This is a genomic window from Haloarcula sp. 1CSR25-25 (assembly GCF_032027985.1).
In the GTDB taxonomy this organism is placed as follows: domain Archaea; phylum Halobacteriota; class Halobacteria; order Halobacteriales; family Haloarculaceae; genus Haloarcula.
Genome location: NZ_JAHYBW010000003.1, coordinates 47,976 through 65,166 on the forward strand (window position 1 = coordinate 47,976; position 17,191 = coordinate 65,166).

Consider the following 17,191-nt stretch of genomic DNA (forward strand, 5'->3'; position numbering starts at 1 on the left):
CGGACGGCGCTCGGGCCGGCCTATCCGAAGTTCTCGACCTTCGCGTCGTCGGTACTGACACCCGTGGCTTCGAGCGCTTCCGTGGCGGCATCGAGGAAGTCCGCGAAGCCGTAGACGAACACCTGACCGCCGTCCGCGACGGCTTCGGCGACCGGGTCGGTCAGCGGCTCTCCACTGGCGAGGACCGTAACGAGCGCCCCTGACTCGGCGAGTGCGTCAAGTCGGTCCTCGTGGACCGGCGCGTCGTCCTGATACACGACGGCAGCCTCGTTGCCGTCGTCCAGCGCACGCTCGGCGATGCCGACCGCCGGGCCGACGCCGGGACCGCCGGCGAGGACGACGACGCGACTCTCGCCTTCGTAGTAATCCGAGCCGAACGGCCCGGCGATGCGGACGCCGTCGCCCGGTTCGAGCGCGCCAAGCTGGGGAGCCAACTCGCCGTCGGGGTCGATGCCGACGGTTATCTCGAACGACTCCTCGACTGTCGGCGAAGAGATAGTGTAGAACCGCGAGACGTCCTCCCCGTCGACGGTCAGTGTCAGCTTGACGAACTGGCCCGGCTGTGCGTCGAACCCGTCCGGTGTCTCGAAGTCGATCGCCACGGTGTCTGGTCCGACGTCCCGGACGCCTACCACGTCGAGCACGCGTTCATCCATACCTGGGAGTTGCCGTGGCCGGCCAAGGGGGTTACGGTCGCTACGCGCTCACAGCGGTAGCACATCAGTTGCTGTTTTCGAGCAAACGGGGACGGAGAGCGGGTAACACACGAAATATACCGGTTTTCACTCGATAACGAGTTGCCTGCATGCGGGCGGTTACGGAAGGTTTTTCCTACCACGCTGGCTACCCGTGGGATATAATGCCAGAGGACCTGAACTGGGCCATCGGCGGCGAAGCCGGCGATGGAATCGACTCCACTGGGAAGATTTTCGCGCAGGCACTCTCCCGGGCTGGTCGACACGTCTTCACCTCAAAGGACTTCGCCTCCCGCATCCGCGGCGGGTACACTGCCTACAAGGTACGGACGTCAGTCGACCGGGTCGAGAGTGTCGTCGACCGCCTTGACATCCTGATCGCGCTCACCGAGCGCACCATCCACGAGAACGAGGACGAGCTCCACGAGGACTCCGTCATCATCTACGACGGCGAGCGCTCGACGATGCAGGACGTAGAGGTTCCCGGCGACGCGACGGCACTCGAAGTGCCGCTGAAACGGCTCGCGGAGGACGCGGGTGGGGCCATCATGCTCAACGTCGTCGCGCTGGGCGCGGCGTGTGAGGTTACCGGATTCCCCATCGAGAACCTCGACGAAAGCCTCGAGAAGCGCTTCGGCGACAAGGGCGAGGCCATCGTCGAAAACAACAAGGAAGCCGCCCGGAAGGGACAGCACTACGTCCAGGAGGAGTACGGCGAGTTCGACTACGACATGGAGACGACCGACGAGGACTACGTGCTCCTCAACGGCGACGAGGCCATCGGCATGGGCGCTATCGCCGCCGGCTGTCGCTTCTACGCCGGCTATCCCATCACCCCGGCGACGGACGTGATGGAGTACATGACCGGCCGCGTCGACCAGTTCGGTGGGAAAGTCGTCCAGGCCGAGGACGAACTGTCCGCCATCAACATGGCGCTGGGCGCGGCCCGCGCCGGTGCCCGAGCCATGACCGCCACGTCCGGACCGGGCATCGACCTGATGACCGAAACGTTCGGGCTGGTCGCCACGAGCGAGACGCCGCTGGTCATCTGTGACGTGATGCGCTCCGGTCCCTCGACCGGGATGCCGACCAAACAGGAGCAGGGCGACCTCAACATGACGCTGTACGGCGGTCACGGCGAGATTCCGCGGTTCGTCGTCGCCCCGACGACCGTCTCGGAGTGCTTCTGGAAGACCGTCGAGGCGTTCAACCTCGCCGAGAAGTACCAGACGCCCGTGTTCCTCGTCTCGGACCTCGCGATGGCCGTGACGGAACAGACCTTCTCCCCCGAGACCTTCGACATGGACGCAGTCGAGATCGACCGCGGGAAGGTCGTCGACGAGAACGACATCGACGCCTGGCTGGACGAGAAGGGCCGTTTCAAGGCCCACTTCGCGGCCGCCGACGGCGTCTCGCCGCGCGCGTTCCCCGGGACGACCGACGGCGCGCACATGACGACTGGTCTCGAACACGACGAACTCGGCCGCCGAACCGAGGACACTGACGTGCGCATCGAGCAGGTCGACAAGCGCCAGCGGAAAGTCGAGACCGCCCGCGAACAGGAGGACTTCGACTACCGCGAGTTCGGCGACCCCGACGCAGACACGGTCGTCATCTCCTGGGGCTCCAACGAAGGCGCCCTGCGTGAGGGGCTGACACTGCTGGCGGACGACGGCTACGACGTGCGGTTCATTTCGGTGCCGTACATCTTCCCGCGGCCGGACCTCACAGAGGAAATCGAATCGGCCGACGACGTCATCGTCGTCGAGTGTAACGCGACTGGACAGTTCGCTGATATCATCGAACACGACGTCCTCGAACGGGTACAGCGCATCAACAAGTACAACGGCGTTCGGTTCAAAGCAGACGAACTGGCGACCGAGATCAAGCAAACGCTTGACACACCCACGGAGGCAACACAATGAGTTCCGACGTTCGCTTCACAGACTTCAAATCCGACAAGCAACCGACATGGTGTCCCGGCTGCGGTGACTTCGGGACGATGAACGGCATGATGAAGGCGCTCGCGGAGACGGGCAACGACCCCGACAACACCTTCATCGTCGCCGGTATCGGCTGTTCCGGCAAGATCGGGACGTACATGCACAGCTACGCGCTCCACGGCGTCCACGGCCGCGCCCTGCCGGTGGGCATCGGCGTGAAGATGGCCAACCCGGACCTCGAAGTGATGGTCTCGGGCGGCGACGGCGACGGCTACTCCATCGGTGCCGGCCACTTCATCCACGCCGTCCGCCGGAACGTCGACATGAGCTACGTCGTGATGGACAACCGCATCTACGGCCTCACCAAGGGCCAGGCCTCGCCGACCTCGCGCGAGGACTTCGAGACCTCGACGTCGCCGGACGGCCCGAACCAGCCGCCGGTCAACCCGAAGGCGCTCGCGCTGGCCTCCGGTGCGACCTTTATCGCCCAGTCCTTTTCCTCGAACGCACAGCGCCACGCCGAGATCGTCAAGCAGGCCGTCGAGCACGACGGCTTCGGCTTCGTCAACGTCTACTCGCCGTGTGTGACGTTCAACGATGTCGACACCTACGACTACTTCCGCGACGCCATCGTGGACCTCGACGAGACCGACCACGACCCGGCGGACCGCGACCAGGCCAAAGACAAGATTCTCGAAAGCGAGAAGGAGTACATGGGCGTCCTCTACCAGGACGACAGCTCGGTTCCGTTCGAGGAACGCGAAGGCGTCGACGGCTCGATGGCCGAGATTCCCGACGGCGCCCCCGAGGGCGCGATGGACCTCGTCCGCGAGTTCTACTAGACCACCTTTTTTCGTCAGGTTCGTACGCCGCGACGCGGCGTGCGTACCACTTCTCGAAAAACGTGGTCTTGCTGAGCGAAGCGAAGCAAGGCTCGGGAGAGCTCTGCTCTCCCGGTGGCGAAAAAGGCGACTTCGCGGCGTCGCCGCGAAGTCGTGAAACGTCGGCCTGCGGCCGCCGTACGCTGTTCGAAATCCCCCGTCTCTTACTGCTCGCCCAATCCTGCGTCACAGAAGCCATCCGTACACAATAGTATCGGGTCCGAACCCATATGCGGGTATCCCTAACAAAGGGTATGCACGTCTTCTGGCACCAGCGGGACCTCCGGATACCGGACAACCGGGGGCTGACTGCCGCCGCCGCAGACGACGAGGTGTTGCCGGTGTACGTCGTCGACACGGACCTGCTCTCGAAGGTCGGGAAGCGCCAGCGGGCGTTCCTGCTGGCCGGTGTGCGAGCGCTGAAAGGGGCCTACCGAGACAGTGGCGGGGACCTGCTCGTCAGGACCGGTACTGCCGTCGATGTGCTCTCGGACGTCGTCGAGGAGTACGACGCCGACCGGGTGTACTACAACGAGCACTACCGGCCCGCACGGCGGAACCGACAGCGCCGCGTCGACGAGGCGCTCCCGACGAAATCGCTGACCGACCTCGTGCTCGTCGACCCGGCAGGGCTCGATAGCCGGTACGAGAACCACAGTCGCTTCTACGACGACTGGCAGGCCCACCACAAGCTACCGCCCGTGGGCCGGCCGGAGGCGGACTCGCTCGTCGACGCCTCGGACTCGACGACGGCCCCGAGTATCGAGACGGACATCGACCTGCCCACGCCCGGCTACGAGGGCGCACGGCAGCGGTACGACGGCTTTCTCGATGCGGGTATCGAGACGTACAGCGATACCCGCGACGACATGCGGGCCGCCGTCGAGCGGCCGACCAGCGCTGTCTCGCGCATGTCGCCGTATCTCGCCGCGGGGATGATCGGCATCCGCGAGATGTGGGGCGACGCGTCCGACCGACACACGAGAGCCATCGGCGACGCCCAGCGGAACGTCCAGAAGTACCGCTACGAACTCTCCTGGCGCGAGCAGAACTACCACCTGCTGTACTACAACCCCACGCTGCTGTCGGAGAACTACAAGACGTTCCCGAACCCTATCGAGTGGGAGAACGAGGAGTCCCACGTCGACGCCTGGAAGCGCGGCGAGACCGGCTATCCGCTGGTCGACGCGGGGATGCGCCAGCTCGAACAGGAGGGGTACATCCACAACCGCCCGCGCCAGAACGTCGCCTCGTTTCTCACGAAGCACCTGCTCGTCGACTGGCGGACGGGGGCGCGCTATTTCCGTCGGCAGCTCGTCGACCACGACCCCGCCAGCAACGCCGCGAACTGGCAGTGGACGGCCTCGACCGGGACCGACTCCGTGGACGTGCGTATCTTCGACCCGGTCGCACAGATGAGCAAGTACGACAGCGGGGCCGACTACGTCACCGAGTACGTGCCGGAGCTTCGCGACGTTCCGGCAAACAAGATCGTCGACTGGCCGACCCTCTCGGATAGCGAACGCGAGGAGCTGGCACCTGAGTACCCACGTCCAATCGTCGACCGGAACGCCGCCTACGAGCGGGCCCAGCGCGTGTTCGAGACGGCGCTCGGGAAGCGGTAGTCCGGCCGGTCGCGTCGTCGAGGCCGTTCTCAGTCCTTCTCGACCATCACTTCGCTGGCCTTGATCACCGCCGCCACCTCGTCGCCTTCGGAGAGGTCGAGCCGGTCGGCGGACCCGCGGGTGATTGTCGACGTGACCGTCTCGCCGCCGTCCAGTTCGATGACGACCTCGGCCATCACTTCGTCCGTCGTCACTGAGCGAACCGTCCCGCTAAGATTGTTCCGAGCACTGAGTGCCATGGGAACTAATTGGAATGTTAACAGTAATACAGTTCGTGTCCCGGGAAGTGTGACCGGAAGGCTGACAGACTGGGGACTCCCGCGTAGTCACGACCTGGAAGTGACCAGCCACGTCGACACCGCGACGGCCCCGGTGACGCCGGTGAGCCAGATATCCGTGCTCAGATACAGCCCCGGCGATGGGGGGTGGTACTGCGTCAGCGGCCACAGCACTTCGTAAGACCGCCCAGCGGCCTTCAGCAGGAGTGCATCGGCAAACAGGTGGCTGGCGGCCCCGAGCGACAGGAGACCGAACACGCGCAGTCGGTCGGAGCGGTTCACGACCACCGCGCCCACGAGGACGGCGACGAACGCGCCGCCGAGCGTGTGGACGCCCAGCCAGTCGAAGGGTACGCCCAGTGCCGCCTCGACGGTCGCGGAATCGACGAGAAGCTTGATCTTCGCCATATCCGGGATGAACGCGCCGGCCATCCCCACGGTGACGTACTCGCCGGTGAGCCAGTCGTACCGGTGTGACAGGATAGTACAGATAGTGAAGGCGATGAAGGCGTGTGACAGCAGGTCCGGCATCAGGAACCCACCTCCCGGACCCTGCCGAGGAGTGCCTGTGCCGGCTGGAGTGGCTCGTCACGCCGACATAGCGCGCCAGTCTGCGGGTCCAGCCGCCAGCCACAGACCACTCGTGTGAGGGTCCACAGGCCGGCGAGCGCGGACACGAGGTACATCGCGGTGTAGTTCACCGCCGGCACGCTCACGCTGTTCTCCGCGGAGATGGTCAGGTCCGGGCCGAGCGTGCCATACACCTGCAGCGACTGGCCCTCGGCGACGGGTGTGTCGACGTTCCGGACCGTGACCGTGAACGTGCCGCCGTGGCGCTCGCCGCCGGCAACGTACTCGTATTCGACGGCAATCTCGACGGGCTCAGTCGCAGTCACCGTGCCGGTCACCTGGACGGAATCGCCGACGTACCTGTCGCGGTCCTCGGCCAGCGCGTCCCCGCCGGGGTAGTCTCCCAGTTCGGGGTCCGGCGTGGCCGCCCCGAACCCGACCATGAGCGCGAACAGCACAGCCAGCAAGCCACAGATTGCTGCGACCCTGCCCACCCACGAGTGAAGCATTCAAATCTCGGTGCGGGCGGCGGGATATAAACTCTGGCGCTTGGGTCGAGTCGCTGTCGCTCGCCGGTCTACTCGGGCTTGCCGGGCAGGACGCCCGGGTCGCCGGAGCGGTAGATGTACTCGACAGCGACGCCGGTCAGCGGCGAGTCGGCGGCCGTCGCGTAGGTCTTTGCCAGGTCGAGGTACTGCTCAGTCACGTCGACGACGCGCCGGTAGGCGGCCTCGTCATCGGGCGCGAGCAGGTACTCGGCGGTGACGGGCGTCAGTTGCCCCTCCGCGCGGTCGTCGTCGTAGTCGTCCACGTCATCGAGCCACACCTGTGCGCCGATGATGGCGAGGACGATGGCCTTCGCGAACTCGTCGTCGATGTCCAGGCCGGCGAGCCGGTAGAGGTCGAGCATGCCGTCGTAGAGGACGCCGACGCGTGCGTACTGGGTCTTGCTGTAGGGGAGTTCCTTCTCCGCCTCGGTGAACGTCGCCGGTTCCTCGTCGTACGCCGCGAGCTTGTACTCCTCGCGGATGGCGTCCAGCGCGTCCTCGTCGCCGTCCGCTGCCGCGGTCATCAGCTCCCGGAAGTGGTCGTCCCGGTCCTGGTGGGCCTCGCTGTAGTCGACGGCCCACTGATAGGCGTCCTCTACGACGGGCGGCATGTCCGCCAACAGGCCGTCGAGGTGGGACTGCAACGCGGACTGGGCGACCTCGGCGACCCGGCGGCGGTCCGCTTCGTTCCCACTCCACGGCTCGCTCCGCTCACCGTGTCGCTTCGAGGGGGCGCCCTCGCTGAACTCGACCTCGAAGTCCTCGAACTCGTCGTCGTTGATAGCGTCGCGCATGTCGCCGTCGATGAGCGCCTCGATGGAGAGGCGGGTCATCTGCTCGGCGCGGACGACCATCTCGCGGGGCGCGAGGTCCTGGGCCGGGCCCTGTTCCAGCGCCGTCTCGTCGACGGTCGGAACGCCGTCGGCGATGGCGTCGATGACGGGGTCACCGGGAGCCTTCTGGCGGGCCTTGCGGTAGACGTAGCCGAGCGTCAACTGTGCGGGCAGAATCAGTTTCGTATCGTAGGAGAACTCGACCGGACGGCCGAACTCGTCTTCGAGGGCGTCTTCGATACGGTCGGTCACGTCGTCGACCATCGCCTCGGTGCGGTCGTCGATCTCGGACTTCAGCGAGAGGCTGGCGGCGTCGAACACGCCGGTGTCCGCGTAGTAGCCCAGCACTGCCCGTAGCGCCGTGGGAAGCCGTCGCCTGTCCGCGAGCACGCCCGCGCCTGTCTTGAGAACCATTGTATGTCGCCCCGGGTGTTCCCGTCATGGTAGTGGGGCCGTCTTTACCCTTTCGAGAGCGGCCGTCGGTGTATTCGGAAAGACTGATTACCGACAGGCAACACCCACAACCATGCGCGAGCGCTTTGACGTGGTGATAGCCGGAGCCGGGCCTGCGGGGGCGCAGTGTGCCCGTGATCTAGCGGAACGAAACTACGAGGTGCTCGTTCTCGAGACGGAGTCCGAAGACGGGTTCCCGCGTCAGAGCAACAAGTCCACCGCCGGGACCTTCATGTCGGCGATGACGGGCTTTGCGATTCCCGATGACGTGGTGATGAACTACACCGACGACGTCGTGCTCGAGTCCCCCAACGACCACTACGTCCGCAACCAGACCGGAGCCGTACTGGAGTTCGCGGAGTTCAAACAGTGGCTGGTCTCGGCAGGCCGGGACAACGGCGCGACCTACCGCTTTGACTCACGCGTCTCGGCCCCCATCATGGAGAACGGTGAGATCGTCGGCGTCCGCTACGACGGCGACGAGGAGGTGTACGCGGACATCGTCATCGACGCCACGGGTCCCGCCGCACCGCTGGCGAAGAAACTCGACGTGTGTGACCTCCAGCGGGACCACCAGGCTATCGGCGTCGAGTACGAGTTCGAGGGGATCGATATCGACCACGACGACTACGCCGACCTCCGGGACGCGATGATGCTCCGCCTGGACCACGACCTCGCCCCGGGCGGGTACTCCTGGATTTTCCACACTGGCGAGGACACGGCGAAGGTCGGGCTCTGCTACATCCAGAACGAATCACACAGCAAGTACGCGAAAGACGGGATGGGCATCGACGACTACCTGGAGTACTGGCTCGATTCCGACCCGAGATTCGACGATGCCGAGCGAATCGAGGGCACGCAGGCCCACCGCGGGTCGGCCCACATCCAGCCCCCCGATTCAATGAGCACGGACAACTTCATGGCCATCGGCGACACCGTCCCGACCATCGACCCGCTGTGGGGCGAGGGCATTCACAAGGGGATGAAGTCAGCCCGCGCCGCTGCTGCGACGGCCGATTCCGCACTGACGCCTGATGAACCTGACACGTCCGCCGAGAGCCTGTCCGTCTACGACCAACTCTGGCACAGCGACGTGGCACCGAAACACAACGCCCGTCTGATGATGACGGAACTGCTGTATCTCGCCCCGAACGAGCGGTACGACCAGCTGATGGACGACCTCCAGAGCACCGGGCAGGACACGCTCAGGCAGATCAACAGCGGCGACCGGCGGGCGATTGCGAAGCTCACTCATCTCTCCGACGTCCCGATCCTCGTCGAATACGCGCGCCGTCGCCTCGATATCTGAGAGCGAAGTGCGGCAGGTTTTTTTCCGCCGGCCCGGAGTGTCAGGTGATGGGAACCCCCGTTGGTGTAGTCGGTGACGACGCCCTGACAGACATGCTTCGAGACGCCGGCGTGGCTGTCGAGCGAGGGAGTGACGGTGCAGTCCCGAAGACCGACCGGGTCGTCGCCGTCGGCGAGGACGCCGTCGCCGCTGTGGCACGGGCAGGTGGCGACCCGCTCGTGTTGCCGGTCGCGGCTGGTCGGGGTGTGCGGTCAGTAGCACGCGACGACGCTGTCGCCGCTGTGTCGGGGCTGGCGGACGCCCGCGTCGAGACGCATCCGGTGCTCCGTGTGACGATGCCTGACGGCACGGTCGAACAGGCGTTCTGGGACGTGACTCTCGTCACTGCCGACGCCGCCCGCATCTCCGAGTTCACTATCGCGTCGACGGCCGACCGAATCGGCCAGTTCCGGGCCGACGGCGTCGTCATCGCCACAGCCGCCGGCTCGCCGGGCTACGCCCACCGCGTCGGCGGTCCGATTCTGGCGCCGTCGGTCCAGGCGGTGGTTGCACCGATCGCTCCGTTTGCGACGGACCCGGACCACTGGGTGTTGCCGGTCGCCGGACTCAGTGCCTCAATCGAGCGCGACGAGGCGACTGTCGAGTTACTGGTCGACGACAGGGTATCGCGGACCGTCAGCTATCAGGAGGCTATCACGATTTCGCTCGGGTCCTCTGTTCGGACCGCCGTCGTCGACGAGAGCCAGTCCAGATTCGAGTGAGATTGGAAAGACACTAATGGACGGTGGACGGAGCGTTGGGTATGCAGCCATCCGTAACGCTCTTTGGGCCACTTGATACCATTCTGGGGAGTCCCACAGTCGGTGGCGCGCTCCTCATCGAATACATCATCTTCGCAGTGGTGGTTGTCAACTTCCTGACTCGGCAGCTCGCCCACAGAAGCCACGTCAAACAGTACGAGAACGACGGCGCGGACGCGATCAGCCGCCATCCGGCACACACGTTCACCAACATCGCACTGGTCGTGCTGTCGTTTTTCTACATGACGCTTCACCATCACGGTGGGATGGTCCTGTCCGTGCTCGTCCTCGGCGCAGTCGTCACTGACTTCTTCGAGTTCGAGTCCCGAAAAGTCGAAGCACGCCGTGACATGCCGCTGGAACGGCCGAAGGGAGCCATCGTCGCCGCCCTCGTGGTGTTCATGTACGCGGGCTATCAGAGCCTGTTCTGGGTCATCAAGGGGCCCTGGAGCGCCATCGTCTGAACACGGCCTCTCATTTTGCCGACCCCTGAGTAGCTGAGTCGTTGGCCACGCCTACCGGCAGCCTTGGGTCTCCAGTCGGCTAGTCGCTACGCCAGGATTTAGATATTGTTTAATTCTAAGACAGATATTAGAACTTCTATTCAGTTCTATCCGAATCAGTCGACTGATTGATCTAGAAATAGCCGAAATAGTTTAGTACCTACACCGTGTCCGTCTCGGTGTAGACGAAGATGTCACACAGGTCCCTCACAACGGCACTGACACTGTATCGCGGGAAAACACTCACACTCGAAGAGGCGGCGACCTACGGCGGGGTGTCACCGACAAAATTCGCTTCGGCGCTGCGCTCGCGCGGAATCCAGGTTCGCGAGGAAGACCCCGCACCGGTTGAGCGGACTGCGAACTGAGAACGGCACCGGTCTCACTTCAAAAACGCGGCTGCGACGGACTCTTATGCCGACCGCTCGTCGAGGTACGTCTGGAACTCACTGATCAGTGGGAGCACGACCCAGAAGGTCAGCGCGCCCAGCACGGCAAACCAGAAGAACGCGTCGCCCATAAACAGGGCAATCTGGTCGAACGTGGTCGGTTCCTCGATGGTGAGTGCACCGGTGAGCTGTGCCCCCTCGAAACTCGGCGTGTTGTACCAGCCCTTGATGGTCATCCAGCCCAGTCCGCCGACCATGAGGCACGCGAACCCCTTCATGAACTCGTCAGCCATTATCCGAACGTTAGGTAGCGTCGTCTTTAGACTTTCCCATTTCCTCGGTACGGAAGCGCGTCGAGAACGCGTAGACGACTGTGCCAGCGAGGATGCACGCGATTCCGGCGATGCCCACCGGAACATCGATCTCCGAGGCGGGCGCTGACGCCCGCTGTGTCGCGACGTCGACGAGGATGAATCCGGCGACGACGCTGACGACCGCAAACAGCGTCGAAAACACCGTCACGGCCTTGTACACGCGCAGCGGCACCACGACGTCCCGCCGCTCCGAACCGCTTTCAGTCCCCGCTGACTGGTCCTCTGTCATCGTCACTAGTAGGGGCGGGAGCCACTTTACTGCGGCGAGACGCGGTCACGAGTAGCGGCCACAGTGAGCGGACGACGGAGAAAAGCGACGGCGAAACCTACGGTCGGGTTACTTCGGCGGCCGCAGCCGGTAGTACCGTCGGTTGAGGTCGAACATGTAGCCCTCGCGCATCGTCTTGAGCACCGCGTAGGTGATGGTGGCGCTGACGATGGGGACGAGGAACGTCAGGTCAAACAGCAGGTGCGAATCCATCGGGACGAGGTTCTTGATGGACAGTGCGGCGATGGTCAGGCTGAAGATGACGCCGGACATCCCGACCGCAGCCCAGAACGGCTGCTCGACAGGACGGCGGGCCGACCCCTTGTTCAGGAAGGGGACGATGGCGACGAAGCCGACGACCACGACGTTTGCAAGCACACCGTAGGTCCGGTCGGCCATGAGCTTCGAGCCGCCGAGGATGCTCAGGTCCGGATTCAACGGACCGAGCTTGAGCAGGCCAAAGGACCAGTAGAGATACCAGTCCGGCAGGATAATCGCCGGCGTCACGCTGGAGTTGGCCGGGTTCGGCATCTCCGGGGGCAGCGTCGCCGAGACGAACAGGATCATGCCCACGAAGAAAGACGTCAGCGCGATGTTGCGCATCATCTCGTGGGGCCAGGCCGGGAACGCGAGCACGTCACGCTCGATGTAGTCGGACTCCTGGCGGAGGTCCTGGTCCTCGCGGCGCGCCCGCTCGAAGTACTCGTAGGTCAGCCGGGAGAGCCCCTGTGTCCGTTCCTTGCGTTCGGACCATGCGGGGGTCTCGTCGTCCGGCGAGACGATACCGGTGCCGGAACCGTCCGTGCGAACGTCGTCTGTGTCGTTGTCGCTCATAGTATCAGTGTGGTTCAGCGATCCCCTGCATCCAGACGATGCCGATGTGGACCGCGATGATGGCAGTCGTGATGAACGGCAGGAAGAACACGTGCAGGATGTACATCCGCTGTAACGTGGCCTGCGAGAGCGTGAACCCGCCGAACATCAGCTGTGCGACCCACTCACCGATGAGCGGGATAGAGAGGGACATCTCGACGCCGATCTGGCCGGCCCAGAAGGATAGCTGGCTCCACGGCAGCAGGTAGCCGGTGTATCCGAACACCAGCGTCAGCGAGATCAGGACGATGCCGATGAGCCAGTTCAGCTCGCGCGGTTCCTTGTACGCTCCGGTGAAGTACACGCGGAGCATGTGGAGGAACACGGCGGCGACCATGATCTGCGCGGACCAGCGGTGGACCGAACGCAGGAAGTAGCCGAGGTTGAGCTGGCCCATGATGAGCAGCACCGAGTCGTACGCGACCGTCGGCGACCCGTCGGCAGCCGCTGCGGCCGGTGCGTAGTAGAAGCCAAGTAGCGCGCCGGATATCGCGGCGACGATGTACGCGACCGTCGAGAACGACCCCAGCGCGTACAGCGGGTACCAGTACCAGAACTTGTTGTCGAGGTTGTACTGTTCCGTGTGGCTCTTGGGCATCTGCATGTTGACCTTGTAGTAGAGGTCCTCGAGGACCTCCAGGTAGTCAACGACGCGCAGCCGCCTGTCGAGCCAGACGAGCACGGTCAGGTACACCGATTCGATCGGCGTCAGCTCGCGCGATTCCATCCAGCCTTTGTGGTCGTGTTCGTCTTTGCGTTCGAGACTCATTTATTACTCCGTCTGTGGTGGGCGTGGCAGCGCCACGAACGTCGATTGCACGGGACTGAACGGGTCGTACACTGATTGGTGGCACTGACAGTAAATAGCGTTTGCGCCGCCGAAGTTCGCACTCCCTTCCTGGGTCTTGAACCCGGGCACACAGCAGAAGTGCGTGCACTTGTTCAGCCAGGCGATGAAGCCCTGGTCGGTAGCTTCGGAGACGAACGACTGAACGCTTCCCGGAAGGTCCGCGTACTTGCCCTCGCCGTTGGCCATCTTCTCGACTTCGACCGACCTGATTATCTGGACCGGAGCGCCGTTCTTCCCCTCGCTGTTGGTCCGCCAGACGACGCTTGCGGGCTTTCCGACGCCGGGGTTGCCGATGCCGTTGCCCCACTCCTCGTAGTCGTCGAACATGTCGACTGTGATCGGTGCGCCGGACTCGTACTCACCCTGCCAGGTGAAGGTCCCAGTGTCGTTGAGGAACGCGTTGTTCCGCTCTGATTGCGGGTAGATAGCTGCGGTGCTCTGGATACCGCAGTACTGGAACCACTGCGAGGAGTAGTCGATACCGCTCCCGCCGAAGTCCGGCGCGACGGCTGCGCCGGCCGCCTCGTCGTACTCGGGCCAGAGGCCGCTTATCTCGCCGCCGTTGATTTCGATGGGGATGATCGGCATCCCCCGCGGGGCCGGTCCATCAGTGTTCTCGACGGCGACGAACGGGGTCGTCCCGCCACCTTCGCCGGCGGCGTCTGTCGTCGCGTCGACGGCTGCAGCGCCGCCGACGCCGACGCCGGAGAGGGCAGCACTCCCGACGACGCCCTTTACGAAGCGACGACGGCCTGTTTCAGCCGGATATTTGTCTTCATCAAGTGGCATCTTATTTCTTGTAGTATGGGTACACAGCGCGTTTGAATGTCTCTGCGAACTCCTCGCCGTCCGCCATCGTCGTACCGTCGACGTCTTCCTGACGGATGTAGAGGTCCTCCCACTTCCGGCGGCGTTTCTTGACGATCATCACGTCGGGGAGGAACTCCTTGCGGTACAGCAGCATAATGAACGCCAGGTCGATGAAAATCGCCGTCAGGACGCCACCGAGGAACATGTTGGCCTCGATGAGCCGCACCGTCAGCGTCGTGCCGATTCCGGACGCCCAGCCGGCGATCATGCCGTAGGTGAAGAGACCGACGAGGCCGACCTGAATGATGGTCAGGAGCACGATGCCGACCGCCGCCGCCGTGCTCTCGCGTGGCGGTTCGTACCGGTGGATATCACCGTAGGTGGAGCCTTCGGATGCCATCAGTTGTTCCCTCCGCTGGTGTGGGGTGACTCACCGTACTTCAGCTGGAAGAAGGTGAAGATGAGCGGGATGATGACTGCGAGTCCAGCGCCGAACCCGACGAAGTGGGGCTGAATCGGGACGCCGGCGTAGTGCGGGTCCACTTCGACCGGGCCGCCGCCACCTATCGTCTGCGTCGGGTACTCCTCGCCGACGACGACAGCGCCCTTCATGTTGAGTCCTTCGTGGGGGACACAGACGTAGGGGTAGATACCGTCCTCCTCGAAGGTGTGCTCGTAGTTGACGCCGGCACTGGAGACGGCGCTCCCGGAGTCCAGCGGCCCCTCGCCGTCCGAGACGACGTTGTGGCCGCCGCCGTTGCCCGTCCATTCCCACTGGACGGTCGCGCCGTTGTCAACGTGGACGGCGGGCGGACCGAATCCGAACGCGCCGCCGTTGGCTTGCACGCCGACCTCGACAGTTACCGTGTCCTGTCCGGTCGCGTCGACGGTCGACCCGTCGAAGTTCCCGACCTGGTCCAGGAAACCGCCGTAGTCCGGGACGGTTTCGCCACCTCCGCCACCGTCCTCCTGTGCGGCGGCTGCGCCGGTGGCGCTGAGGGTCGCCGCAGCACCGGCGGCCCCCCCTGCTGTCCGGACGAACTCCCGTCTATTCATATACACTCTGGAATCAGGACTGAGTTTGTATAAACCCACCGAATACCACCCGCAGGAACCGTCATTACCCGGCTTCGTCAGTCTCGCTCGCCCCGTCTTCAGACCCCGAGTTCTGCGGGTCGAGCTCCGGCACGAACTCCGGTCGTTCGCCGTCCTCGAGGCCGATGGCCCGCAGTCTGTCCCGGTACTCCTCGGCGCGGAACGTGTCCGAGAGCCGCGCGTTCGCGACGGTGAAAAAGAGGACGAGTGACACGGCGATGAAGGCGACGCCGGCCACGACCAGCAGCGCAATGCTGGTTCCGGCGTTGCCGATGATGCCAGCGGCCGCAAGCACTGCGCCCCCGAGCAGCGCAACCCCGGCCAGAAACTGGGCCCCGGCGATGGCCTGTAGCATCCAGTTGCCGAGTTCGCCCCCGCCTTCGGGGACCTCTTCGGGGTCGGGCAGTGGCCTGTCGGGAACGTTCTCTGCCACCTCGTAGGAGTCCATAGAACACAGCGCGACCGTGGGTTTCACGTCACGCATGACAGTCCCTTCCCCTTCGAGGCTCCCATCGGGATAGACGACCGCGTAGCCTTCATCGGAGTACGCGAGGACCCGCGGCGGGTCCCGGTGGCGCTCGATGCGTGCGAACACGTCGCGGTTTGCGACGCGGTTCCGGAGGTCCCGCGCGACCCGGTCCAGTAGTTCGTCGCCGGTTATCCAGGAGTCCTCGTCGAAGGCGACGTCCCACTCCTCGGCGGTCATCTCGGCCATGTCCGCCGGGCCGAAGTTGTCGAAGTCGTACTTCTCCTCGACCTGCTTCCGGAGTGCCTCTGTGTCGAGTTCCTCGCCCGACTCGCCGTCGTCCGTCTCACCGACGCCGCCCTCGGTCCCGGGTTCGGTTTCGGCAGCTACGGCGTCCGCAGGGGTGTTCCCGCGCTCGTCCTCCGTGGGAGACGTCGAGTCCGGGTCAGCCATTGCCCGGGTGTAGGGGCCGCGATGGCTTACAAGTTCTGACCTTCTGCATCCGGCAGTCTTTAGCGAACACTGCCCCTAGGTCGGTCCATGGTGTCGGACGGCCTCGTGGCCACAGTCGTGTTACTGTCGGTGACGCTTAGCCTCCCCTGTTTCCTGTACGGCGCGTACTACATCATCGAGACGGAGCCGGTCACCTGGGACGTGCTCGTGCATCACCTGAAGTTCGTCACGACCGGACTGGTGTTGACTACCGTCCCGATGGTGGCGTGGATGATGCCACGCCTCCCGGACCAGCTCGGTGGCCTGTCGGCCGTCCACGCGATGCTCGGCCTCCAGGCGTACGCGCTGCTTGCCTTCGGCGGGACGGGTATCGTGCGCATCTTCCGTGCGAAGCGGGAGCACGACCTCTACAACGAGTACGACGAAGACCTGTTGCTGGACGAGATCGGCGACGAGACGTTCAGTCACTGGCGCTCGCGGCTCCGTATCGGCGTGTTCGGATACGTCATCTTCTGGCTGCTGGCGTATCTGGTCGGCGTCACTCGGTACGCCCTCCGCTACGTGGCGTAAGCGCCGTCGAAAGCGGGTCTGATTCTCGGTTTCTGCGAACGGACTAGACGTTTCATTAGTATTGCATGTCCATGGCTAGCTGTGGTTCCAATGTACGAACACATCCTCTTTCCGACGGACGGTAGTGACGGAGCAGCGGCCGCACTGGCCCATGCACGCAACCTCGCCGAAACGAACGACGGGACGTTACACATCATGACCGTCCTCGATACGTCGTCACCGCACATCGGGATGACCTCCGCAGGCCCGGAGGGGGCGACCACTGGCATGATTGCCGAGGAGCACGACGCGTCAGAGCCGGGCATGGTCGGCGAGGAACACGATATCGAGTCGTCGCTTCAGGAGCGGTCACAGGCCATCGTCGACGCGGCGGCAGACGAGGTCGACGGAGTCGACACCGTCACCGCCGTCGAACGCGGCCCCCCGCACAGCGCGATCCTCGACTACGCCGCCGACAACGACATCGACCTCATCGTCATGGGGACCCACGGCCGAACGGGCGTCGAGCGGTATCTGCTCGGCAGCGTCGCCGAAAAAGTCGTCAGGACGTCCGACGTGCCCGTCCTCACCGTGCGTCTGGGAGACGAGGACAGCTGAACGACTCG

The 17,191-nt window shown here is 64.4% G+C and carries 22 protein-coding genes; 9 read left to right on the plus strand and 13 right to left on the minus strand.

The window, feature by feature from the left end:
- Window positions 1–20: 20 nt before the first annotated feature.
- Window positions 21–656, minus strand: a complete 636-nt coding sequence (locus KZ498_RS10020; RefSeq protein WP_312618573.1) for an FAD-dependent oxidoreductase — start codon at window positions 654–656, stop codon at window positions 21–23.
- Window positions 657–859: 203 nt separating this feature from the next.
- Here KZ498_RS10020 and KZ498_RS10025 point away from each other — a divergent pair, with 203 nt between their 5' ends.
- The 3 genes from KZ498_RS10025 (at window position 860) to KZ498_RS10035 (ending at window position 5,144) form a co-directional block, all read left to right on the plus strand.
- Window positions 860–2,620 carry a 2-oxoacid:acceptor oxidoreductase subunit alpha gene (locus tag KZ498_RS10025; RefSeq protein ID WP_312618574.1) on the plus strand — a complete coding sequence of 587 codons (1,761 nt, stop codon included), beginning with the start codon at window positions 860–862 and terminating at the stop codon, window positions 2,618–2,620.
- On the plus strand, window positions 2,617–3,480 hold the full coding sequence (locus KZ498_RS10030; protein WP_312618575.1) for a 2-oxoacid:ferredoxin oxidoreductase subunit beta: 864 nt from the start codon (window positions 2,617–2,619) through the stop codon (window positions 3,478–3,480). Before KZ498_RS10025 ends, KZ498_RS10030 begins: the two co-directional genes overlap by 4 nt.
- A gap of 293 nt (window positions 3,481–3,773) precedes the next feature.
- Window positions 3,774–5,144 (plus strand): deoxyribodipyrimidine photo-lyase, encoded by a 1,371-nt coding sequence (locus KZ498_RS10035; RefSeq protein WP_312618576.1) that lies wholly within the window; start codon window positions 3,774–3,776, stop codon window positions 5,142–5,144.
- Between the two features lie 29 nt (window positions 5,145–5,173).
- On the opposite strand, the gene KZ498_RS10040 is transcribed toward KZ498_RS10035, so the two are convergent.
- The 4 genes from KZ498_RS10040 to KZ498_RS10055 all read right to left on the minus strand — a co-directional run bounded on the left by KZ498_RS10040 (window position 5,174) and on the right by KZ498_RS10055 (window position 7,787).
- Complete coding sequence (locus tag KZ498_RS10040; protein ID WP_312618577.1) at window positions 5,174–5,383, minus strand: TOBE domain-containing protein; 210 nt, start codon at window positions 5,381–5,383, stop codon at window positions 5,174–5,176.
- Between the two features lie 87 nt (window positions 5,384–5,470).
- A complete protein-coding gene (locus KZ498_RS10045; RefSeq protein ID WP_312618578.1) occupies window positions 5,471–5,953 on the minus strand; it encodes a metal-dependent hydrolase in 483 nt (160 codons plus the stop codon).
- Complete coding sequence (locus KZ498_RS10050; protein WP_312618579.1) at window positions 5,953–6,501, minus strand: hypothetical protein; 549 nt, start codon at window positions 6,499–6,501, stop codon at window positions 5,953–5,955. The genes KZ498_RS10045 and KZ498_RS10050 overlap by 1 nt, the downstream gene beginning before the upstream one ends.
- Window positions 6,502–6,569: 68 nt before the next feature.
- Entirely contained in the window at window positions 6,570–7,787 is a 1,218-nt protein-coding gene (locus KZ498_RS10055) for a hypothetical protein (protein ID WP_312618580.1), read from the minus strand.
- 112 nt (window positions 7,788–7,899) lie between these two features.
- Between KZ498_RS10055 and KZ498_RS10060 the strand changes: the two genes are divergently transcribed.
- The 4 genes from KZ498_RS10060 (at window position 7,900) to KZ498_RS10075 (ending at window position 10,806) form a co-directional block, all read left to right on the plus strand.
- Window positions 7,900–9,135, plus strand: coding sequence for a digeranylgeranylglycerophospholipid reductase (locus tag KZ498_RS10060; RefSeq protein ID WP_312618581.1), 1,236 nt, complete (start codon window positions 7,900–7,902; stop codon window positions 9,133–9,135).
- Window positions 9,136–9,182: 47 nt separating this feature from the next.
- Entirely contained in the window at window positions 9,183–9,896 is a 714-nt protein-coding gene (locus KZ498_RS10065) for an ATP-NAD kinase (RefSeq protein ID WP_312618582.1), read from the plus strand.
- 41 nt (window positions 9,897–9,937) lie between these two features.
- Window positions 9,938–10,399, plus strand: a complete 462-nt coding sequence (locus tag KZ498_RS10070; protein ID WP_312618583.1) for a hypothetical protein — start codon at window positions 9,938–9,940, stop codon at window positions 10,397–10,399.
- 230 nt (window positions 10,400–10,629) lie between these two features.
- A complete protein-coding gene (locus KZ498_RS10075) occupies window positions 10,630–10,806 on the plus strand; it encodes a UPF0175 family protein (RefSeq protein ID WP_312618585.1) in 177 nt (58 codons plus the stop codon).
- Window positions 10,807–10,850: 44 nt separating this feature from the next.
- Here the strand turns inward: KZ498_RS10075 and KZ498_RS10080 are convergent, their stop codons facing one another.
- The 8 genes from KZ498_RS10080 to KZ498_RS10115 form a co-directional block, all read right to left on the minus strand.
- Window positions 10,851–11,120 carry a hypothetical protein gene (locus tag KZ498_RS10080; protein WP_312618587.1) on the minus strand — a complete coding sequence of 90 codons (270 nt, stop codon included), beginning with the start codon at window positions 11,118–11,120 and terminating at the stop codon, window positions 10,851–10,853.
- A gap of 10 nt (window positions 11,121–11,130) precedes the next feature.
- A complete protein-coding gene (locus KZ498_RS10085; protein ID WP_312618588.1) occupies window positions 11,131–11,430 on the minus strand; it encodes a hypothetical protein in 300 nt (99 codons plus the stop codon).
- A gap of 108 nt (window positions 11,431–11,538) precedes the next feature.
- Complete coding sequence (locus KZ498_RS10090; protein ID WP_004517814.1) at window positions 11,539–12,303, minus strand: cytochrome bc complex cytochrome b subunit; 765 nt, start codon at window positions 12,301–12,303, stop codon at window positions 11,539–11,541.
- Between the two features lie 4 nt (window positions 12,304–12,307).
- On the minus strand, window positions 12,308–13,111 hold the full coding sequence (locus KZ498_RS10095) for a cytochrome bc complex cytochrome b subunit (RefSeq protein ID WP_312618589.1): 804 nt from the start codon (window positions 13,109–13,111) through the stop codon (window positions 12,308–12,310).
- A 3-nt stretch (window positions 13,112–13,114) separates the two neighbouring features.
- Complete coding sequence (locus tag KZ498_RS10100; protein WP_312618590.1) at window positions 13,115–13,981, minus strand: Rieske 2Fe-2S domain-containing protein; 867 nt, start codon at window positions 13,979–13,981, stop codon at window positions 13,115–13,117.
- A 1-nt stretch (window position 13,982) separates the two neighbouring features.
- Complete coding sequence (locus tag KZ498_RS10105) at window positions 13,983–14,402, minus strand: hypothetical protein (RefSeq protein ID WP_312618591.1); 420 nt, start codon at window positions 14,400–14,402, stop codon at window positions 13,983–13,985.
- Window positions 14,402–15,058 carry a halocyanin domain-containing protein gene (locus KZ498_RS10110; protein ID WP_312618592.1) on the minus strand — a complete coding sequence of 219 codons (657 nt, stop codon included), beginning with the start codon at window positions 15,056–15,058 and terminating at the stop codon, window positions 14,402–14,404. Before KZ498_RS10110 ends, KZ498_RS10105 begins: the two co-directional genes overlap by 1 nt.
- A 64-nt stretch (window positions 15,059–15,122) precedes the next feature.
- Entirely contained in the window at window positions 15,123–16,016 is an 894-nt protein-coding gene (locus KZ498_RS10115; RefSeq protein WP_312618593.1) for a hypothetical protein, read from the minus strand.
- A gap of 87 nt (window positions 16,017–16,103) precedes the next feature.
- Here KZ498_RS10115 and KZ498_RS10120 point away from each other — a divergent pair, with 87 nt between their 5' ends.
- Entirely contained in the window at window positions 16,104–16,586 is a 483-nt protein-coding gene (locus tag KZ498_RS10120) for a hypothetical protein (protein WP_312618595.1), read from the plus strand.
- A 90-nt stretch (window positions 16,587–16,676) separates the two neighbouring features.
- Entirely contained in the window at window positions 16,677–17,183 is a 507-nt protein-coding gene (locus tag KZ498_RS10125; protein WP_312618596.1) for a universal stress protein, read from the plus strand.
- Window positions 17,184–17,191 lie beyond the last annotated feature (8 nt).

Coding starts and splice junctions, on each gene's coding strand:
- KZ498_RS10020 (WP_312618573.1), bottom strand. CDS start 656: ATGGATGAACGCGTGCTCGACGTGGTAGGCGTCCGGGACGTCGGACCA.
- KZ498_RS10025 (WP_312618574.1), top strand. CDS start 860: ATGCCAGAGGACCTGAACTGGGCCATCGGCGGCGAAGCCGGCGATGGA.
- KZ498_RS10030 (WP_312618575.1), top strand. CDS start 2,617: ATGAGTTCCGACGTTCGCTTCACAGACTTCAAATCCGACAAGCAACCG.
- KZ498_RS10035 (WP_312618576.1), top strand. CDS start 3,774: ATGCACGTCTTCTGGCACCAGCGGGACCTCCGGATACCGGACAACCGG.
- KZ498_RS10040 (WP_312618577.1), bottom strand. CDS start 5,383: ATGGCACTCAGTGCTCGGAACAATCTTAGCGGGACGGTTCGCTCAGTG.
- KZ498_RS10045 (WP_312618578.1), bottom strand. CDS start 5,953: ATGCCGGACCTGCTGTCACACGCCTTCATCGCCTTCACTATCTGTACT.
- KZ498_RS10050 (WP_312618579.1), bottom strand. CDS start 6,501: ATGCTTCACTCGTGGGTGGGCAGGGTCGCAGCAATCTGTGGCTTGCTG.
- KZ498_RS10055 (WP_312618580.1), bottom strand. CDS start 7,787: ATGGTTCTCAAGACAGGCGCGGGCGTGCTCGCGGACAGGCGACGGCTT.
- KZ498_RS10060 (WP_312618581.1), top strand. CDS start 7,900: ATGCGCGAGCGCTTTGACGTGGTGATAGCCGGAGCCGGGCCTGCGGGG.
- KZ498_RS10065 (WP_312618582.1), top strand. CDS start 9,183: ATGGGAACCCCCGTTGGTGTAGTCGGTGACGACGCCCTGACAGACATG.
- KZ498_RS10070 (WP_312618583.1), top strand. CDS start 9,938: ATGCAGCCATCCGTAACGCTCTTTGGGCCACTTGATACCATTCTGGGG.
- KZ498_RS10075 (WP_312618585.1), top strand. CDS start 10,630: ATGTCACACAGGTCCCTCACAACGGCACTGACACTGTATCGCGGGAAA.
- KZ498_RS10080 (WP_312618587.1), bottom strand. CDS start 11,120: ATGGCTGACGAGTTCATGAAGGGGTTCGCGTGCCTCATGGTCGGCGGA.
- KZ498_RS10085 (WP_312618588.1), bottom strand. CDS start 11,430: ATGACAGAGGACCAGTCAGCGGGGACTGAAAGCGGTTCGGAGCGGCGG.
- KZ498_RS10090 (WP_004517814.1), bottom strand. CDS start 12,303: ATGAGCGACAACGACACAGACGACGTTCGCACGGACGGTTCCGGCACC.
- KZ498_RS10095 (WP_312618589.1), bottom strand. CDS start 13,111: ATGAGTCTCGAACGCAAAGACGAACACGACCACAAAGGCTGGATGGAA.
- KZ498_RS10100 (WP_312618590.1), bottom strand. CDS start 13,981: ATGCCACTTGATGAAGACAAATATCCGGCTGAAACAGGCCGTCGTCGC.
- KZ498_RS10105 (WP_312618591.1), bottom strand. CDS start 14,402: ATGGCATCCGAAGGCTCCACCTACGGTGATATCCACCGGTACGAACCG.
- KZ498_RS10110 (WP_312618592.1), bottom strand. CDS start 15,058: ATGAATAGACGGGAGTTCGTCCGGACAGCAGGGGGGGCCGCCGGTGCT.
- KZ498_RS10115 (WP_312618593.1), bottom strand. CDS start 16,016: ATGGCTGACCCGGACTCGACGTCTCCCACGGAGGACGAGCGCGGGAAC.
- KZ498_RS10120 (WP_312618595.1), top strand. CDS start 16,104: ATGGTGTCGGACGGCCTCGTGGCCACAGTCGTGTTACTGTCGGTGACG.
- KZ498_RS10125 (WP_312618596.1), top strand. CDS start 16,677: ATGTACGAACACATCCTCTTTCCGACGGACGGTAGTGACGGAGCAGCG.